This is a genomic window from Shewanella chilikensis (genome assembly GCF_002836945.1).
GTDB classification, from domain to species: Bacteria; Pseudomonadota; Gammaproteobacteria; order Enterobacterales; family Shewanellaceae; genus Shewanella; species Shewanella chilikensis.
This window is the reverse complement of the sequence record NZ_NIJM01000013.1, coordinates 87,954-93,953: the sequence shown is the minus strand read 5'-3', so window position 1 is coordinate 93,953 and position 6,000 is coordinate 87,954. Positions and strand designations below refer to the sequence as shown.

Genomic DNA, 6,000 nt, shown 5'->3' with positions numbered 1-6,000 from the left:
TGATGGGAAACGGGATAGAGCCTATCCACGTGCGTTAAAAATGAGTAAAAACAAGTATCCCATTAAGCCTAAGAAAAATGCCGTTCACACTAAGTGAACGGCATTACTGCAACTGCAGCGCTTTTTAGTGTGTATCTCAAAAGAGATCCAGCAATCAGCGAGGATTTTTCGGATTTTTACAGCCTTTACCCTTACATCCACCTGTGTCACCGCCACCGCCGGTGCCACTGCCGGAGCAACCATTGGCGGTCAGATAATCCACAGCATCCTTGGCCTGTACCAGACCATAACCTGTCTCATCATCACGGCCGGAAGCGCCAAGATCTTCGGCGGTGGCACGCAATGCCGCACGAATGTCACTGTTGCTGCACTGAGGGAAATGACTCCACACCAAGGCCGCAACCCCGGCCACATGAGGTGTCGCCATCGAAGTGCCGTCGAAGTATGCATAGTTACCCGCGCCGATATCAACGCTGGCATTGCTGCCCACGGCCGCCAACATGGCCGCACCATCGGTATCACTCACACCCACAGACGGAATGGCGGTAACCACCTCACCCAGAGTCCCGTTCAAGGCACCCGGCTCATTGTTGTAGATAATGGCCGCAACACCACCGCCGTTTTCACAGGCGAGCACCTTGTCGGAGAAGGCGATATTACCGCGCTGAATTAAACACACCTTGCCGGCGGCATCACACTGGCTCTCACCTGTGCCGCAGTCAGCCAGAGTACCGGCGGCGCTACCTGTAGGTGAGCCTTCCATACCTATGGCCTCATAACCATTGCCGGCAACAGCGGCAGCAGCTACCAATGCAGTGCCCATAGGCACAGAGGAAAGTACGCCGATCCCCGGGCCGGAGAGCTCAACCTGACTGGTACGCTGTGAGAAATCCGCATGCTGCTTGTTGGCATCCACTGCGGCAACCGACACCACAGAGTTATAAGATGCCGGATAAGAGTGACGGGTATTACCGTCGTTACCGGCTGCAGCAATACTCAGAATGCCGCGACTGTCGGCGGCAGCAAAGGCGCTGTCCTCGGTGCGGCTCTTCATGCTGCCACCCAGACTCATGTTGATTACCTTGGCGCCGGCCTGTTCACACTTGTCCAGTGCGGCAACCAGGCTGGATGAATAGCCCCAACCATCGGCATTGAATACCTTGATAATGTGCAAGTTAAGATTGCCGTTGGGGTTTACGCCTACCACACCAACCCCATTGTTGAGCGCGGCAATCGTCCCGGCCACATGGGTACCATGATGATTTTCATCTGTGTACCAGTTGCCGGTACCCGGATCATTGGTGCCATCAACATTGTTGCCCGATAGGTCTTCATGAGCCAACTGGTAACCCGAATCTATGATACAGACCTTCATATTGCCGGTCTGGGCGTCACTGAGTTGGTCGGCCTGCACCATGGGAATACCGTAAGGGACTATCTGTGAAAGCGGGAAACGCTTCACATCCGCTTCGACATATTCCACATTGGGATTGTTGGCAAGGCCCTTGAGAGCCTGAGCCGGGATAGAAAAAGCGGCGGCGTTGTGGGCCGACAGATCCAGCTCCATTTTGGCACCCATGGCCTTCATCTGAGCCATAGTGCTGGGGCCTTTCCCCTCCTTGAACTTGACTATGTAGCGCTCGTTATCTGCAGCCTGTGCACCGACGCACAGCGCCAAAGTCACCGCTGCTGCGAGGGGCTTGTAAAATGCCTGCATAATGTTCTCCTGCAATTTGTTTTTGGTCTGCATTTCGATTCATCTCGAAATATTATTTTTATTAACAACTGAAACAAAGTGTTTACACACTATGTTGTTATAGCGCTGCAAGACTTCAGATGCAAGACTAAAGTAGGTGGAATGACCAAAGAGATCAGACTAAAGAATTAGAAGTAAAAAATTAAAAATAACAAATTAAATCAACCAAATAAAACAACAAAATTATTGAAAACACCCAAAACAAATAAGCCAAATGGAATCGTGATGACCTGTGGCAGACAAGGGTTTGGCAAATAGGCTATAGTGGCCGCTACTTTGCAAACCGTCTCAAGGAGCATCCAATTGAGTTTTCATCTGACCGTATCCTGGCAAACCAGCCCGGCGCCCGAGGGAGAGTTCAATCGAGATCATCAAATAGACTTTGGTACTGGCCAACAGCTGCTGGCGTCAGCAGCCCCCGAATACAAAGGCAATGAGGCCAAGGTCAACCCGGAAGAGAGTCTGCTGGCGGCATTGTCGTCCTGCCATATGCTGACCTTCCTGACCATAGCTCACTTGAAGCGCTTACCGGTCGAGAGCTACCGGGATAACGCCACCGCAGAAATCGGCAAGAAGGAGTCTGGCAAAATTGCCGTGACCCGTATGAGCCTCAACCCTGAAGTCACTTTTGCCGAAGGCGCTGAGATAGATAGGGAAACACTGGAAAAGATCCACGAAAAGGCACATGCTAACTGCTTTATCGCCAACTCACTGGCGGCAGATACCGAAGTGGAAATCAATTTCTGAGCAATAAAAACGGGTGTCACCGGCCCGGGAACCACTTGGCCGATAACACCCTAACACCTGAACAGGGGATGCCAAATGCATCCCCTGTTTTTTATCGCTGCATGCTTACTTAATATCGTCCGCTTCGCCCTTGGGGGGCATGGGGCGAGCATTCAATGCCGGTATCGGCTCGCGAACCAGTTCATCCTTGAGATAACTGATAGCCCGCTCAAGCTGAGCATCTTTGCCTTTGAAGGTTGCCAGAGGCAGATTGTCGACCTCGATATCCGGGCTGACACCGCGGCCTTCAAGCACCCAGCGGCCATCGATAGCATACTGAGGATATTCAGCAACCCGCGCCATGCCCCGGTCGGTGAGGCTGTTGCGGCCCGAAAGCCACACCCCGGCGCCCGCCGTCTGTTTACCCACCAAGGGCGCCAATCCCAGTGCCTTTATGCCGGCGGAGAAAGTTTCACCATCGGAGTAGGTCAACTGATCTGTCAGCACCACCAGGTGGCCGCGGAACGTCTGCTGCATGTTGACATAAGGCGCGCCTGTTGTAGGTTGCCAGAAGGCCCAGGCCTTACGCAGCAGCTTTTCGATAATCCAGCTGTCGATATTACCGCCACGATTGCGGCGCACATCGATAACCAGACCATCCTTGTCGTAGTTGGCGTAAAACTCGCGGGCAAAGCTCTCAATATCACCACTGCCCATGGCATACAGATGCAGATAACCTATCTTGCCGTCGCTGGCCTTGGCCACCTTATCGGCATTGGCATTGACCCAATCGAGATACCTGAGTTTGGCGTTGTCACGGTTGCTGATCGCCTGCACTATTACCTTGTGCTGTTTGCTGCCGCGCTTGAGTCCCAAAAGCACCTGTTTGTCGGCCTGATTACGCAGCATAGAGGTGAGCTGCGCCAGGGTAGCCAATTTCCGGCCATTGATATGGGTGATGATGTCGCCATCACGGACATCGACCCCGGGGCGCGCCAGCGGTGAGGCCTGCATCGGCAGTTCAGGGTCGGTGCGATAGATATGGCTGACCTTGACACCATCTTTCACCTGACTCAGACGTGCTCCCAGCTCGGCGGCCTTGGGCATATCGGGATCCTTGGCAAAGTCACCGCCGCGCACTTGCGAATGCAGCGCATCCAGTTCACCCATCATCTGAGTGAAGATATCATTCAGCTCATGTCTGTCGGTGAGCCGGTCCAGCAATGGCTGATATTTGGCCTTGGCGGCTTGCCAATCGACCCCGCGCATCTTGTTGTCGAAAAAAGAGTCTCTGTGCATCAGCCAGGCATCTTCAAAGATCTGCTGCCACTCCTGACGCGGTTGAATGGCGAGTTGCCACTGGGATGTTTGCACCACGGCATTGCTGAGATCGCCCGGCAGTTGGTCACCCACTGGCACTATCACCATCTCTTTGGGATTGCTCTGCTTCCGCAGCAATACCTTGCTCTGATCGGCCGAGAGTTGATAATCGCGCACATCATCTGCGAATGTTTCCAACTTGGGACTCAAAGGGTCAAACTTCACCAGCTTGAGCGCCGACTGTTTGCCTGTGATATCGCTATCGAGCAGATAGAGGCCCGGGCCCAACACCTGCAGTTTCTGGTAATTACCCGCCTCGATGGGGACTTGCCACAGCCGCGACTTCAGGCCTTGCCAATCCACTTTCAGCTTATCGTCGGCGGCCTTTTCATCACCGGCAGCAACGCCTTGCAGTTCGTTGGGACGTTGGAATGGGAAACGGGCATCCTGACTCAATGCCAGGGCAAATATTTGGCTACGCTTGTCAAATACGGGGCCCATGTTGCGATCGCCCCAGGGCGAAGCTGGAGTGGCCTGGAACTCACGGTTTGACAGGAAATAGAGCCACTGACCATCCGGGCTGAAGCTGGGCGAAAAAGACTCGTACTTGTCGCTGGTCAGCATCTCGCCCTTGGCGGATTCCAGTGAGTAAAGCATCACTTGGCTGCGCTGGGCACCGACTTCCGAGCGAGTCAAAGCCAGGAAGCGGCTATCCGGCGACCAACGGATATCGGCATAGGGGCCAAGACCTTCGTTGTTGGTCACTATCTTCTTATTACTGCCGTCTTTGAGATCCAGCAGCCACAAATTACCGGCATAATCATCATGGGCCAAATAACGACCATTGGGCGACAGCTCCAGGCTCATTCTCAATGTGTTGCCATCTTGGGTCAGCTGCTTGGCGCCAGCGCTGCCATCGGCGGGATAACGCCAGATCTCTTGCTCACCGGAAGCATCCGAGATGGCATAGACCCAACGGCCGTCATGACTCATCAGTGCGTTGCGCATTCTATGCTTGCCGTCCGAGTCCAGCTCTACCAGACGGGAACCATCTGTAGTCGCCAGCGCCACATGGCTGCGGGCAGTGATGACCACCTTGTCTCCTGCCGGGGCCAGCCTGGCACTGGTGGCAAAATCGAGCGGATCGTTAACCCAATGTTCACGCCGCTCGGGGAAGTCGGAGGCCAGACGCAGATCCAGCTTCTGCTCCTTCCCGGAAGCCAGGTCCCACAGGTGAATATCGGCGCCCAGCTGGAACACTATGCGGCCGCCATCCAGATAGGGGCTGCGCACTTCGAAATCACGATATTGAGTCAACTGTTGAAGATCTGAGCCATCGCTGGCCATAGACCAGATGTTGGCGTTGCCATCGGCATCCGAGACAAAATAGACCCGTCCCTGCCACAGCATGGGATGACGCAGCGAGCCCTGATGCTCTTTGGCCAGCCGCACGGCCTCTTTGTCCTGCCCCAGTTGATAACGCCACAGTTCGCCCATGGCGCCGCCGCGGTACACCTTGGCATTATCCCCTGTGGTTTGCAGCCCAAAGCGGGTGAAGTAGACATACTCGCCTTGTGGGTCAACCACGCCTTCTATGGCATCGGCCAGCGGCAGATCGCGGGTTGTCAGGGTATCCGGGTTTACCGAACGCAGCACCCAGTAATTCGCCGGCCCTTGGGCATTGTCTGTGGCATAGAGAATTTCGCCATTTGCGGTCCAGCCCTGCAGCCGTACCTGGCTGTTTTCGAAGCTGACGCGCTTGGCTATCCCGCCGCTCATGGGGATCACATAGACTTCCTGGGCACCGTCATAGTTGGCGGTAAACGCCAGCGATTTTCCATCGGCAGAGATCTTGGCATTCAACTCTTCGGCCGGCAGGCTGGTCAACCGGGCGGCCTTGTCCTGCCCGAGCTTCTGAGTCCAGATATCCCCTTCGGCAGTAAACACCAGGGTGTTGTCATGAATCGCGGGCGAACGGTAATAGCCCTGGCCCGCTTCTGCGGCGTAGGCGGCTGCACTGCCCAAAGTTCCCAATGCCAGCATACAGCAGGCCACGGAGTGACGAAGTTTCATGAATGCCTCTATCTCTGTTATTGGTCTGTTGGTACGGTTTTACGAGCCCAACAAGTTAACAGAGAAAGCAGCGGGATTCAGCTGTTGCCGACGACAGAAGTTTTAGCAAATGTGTCGGCAGGCAT

3 protein-coding genes are annotated in these 6,000 nt (G+C 54.7%); 1 reads left to right on the top strand and 2 read right to left on the bottom strand.

Annotated features, from left to right (window positions below; all coding sequences use genetic code 11):
• Positions 1–154: 154 nt before the first annotated feature.
• A complete protein-coding gene (locus CX651_RS07130) occupies positions 155–1,717 on the bottom strand; it encodes a S8 family serine peptidase (protein WP_101055100.1) in 1,563 nt (520 codons plus the stop codon).
• A gap of 342 nt (positions 1,718–2,059) precedes the next feature.
• Between CX651_RS07130 and CX651_RS07125 the strand changes: the two genes are divergently transcribed.
• Positions 2,060–2,503, top strand: coding sequence for an OsmC family protein (locus tag CX651_RS07125; RefSeq protein ID WP_101055088.1), 444 nt, complete (start codon positions 2,060–2,062; stop codon positions 2,501–2,503).
• 105 nt (positions 2,504–2,608) lie between these two features.
• Here the strand turns inward: CX651_RS07125 and CX651_RS07120 are convergent, their stop codons facing one another.
• Complete coding sequence (locus CX651_RS07120; RefSeq protein ID WP_101055086.1) at positions 2,609–5,875, bottom strand: S41 family peptidase; 3,267 nt, start codon at positions 5,873–5,875, stop codon at positions 2,609–2,611.
• Positions 5,876–6,000: the final 125 nt, after the last annotated feature.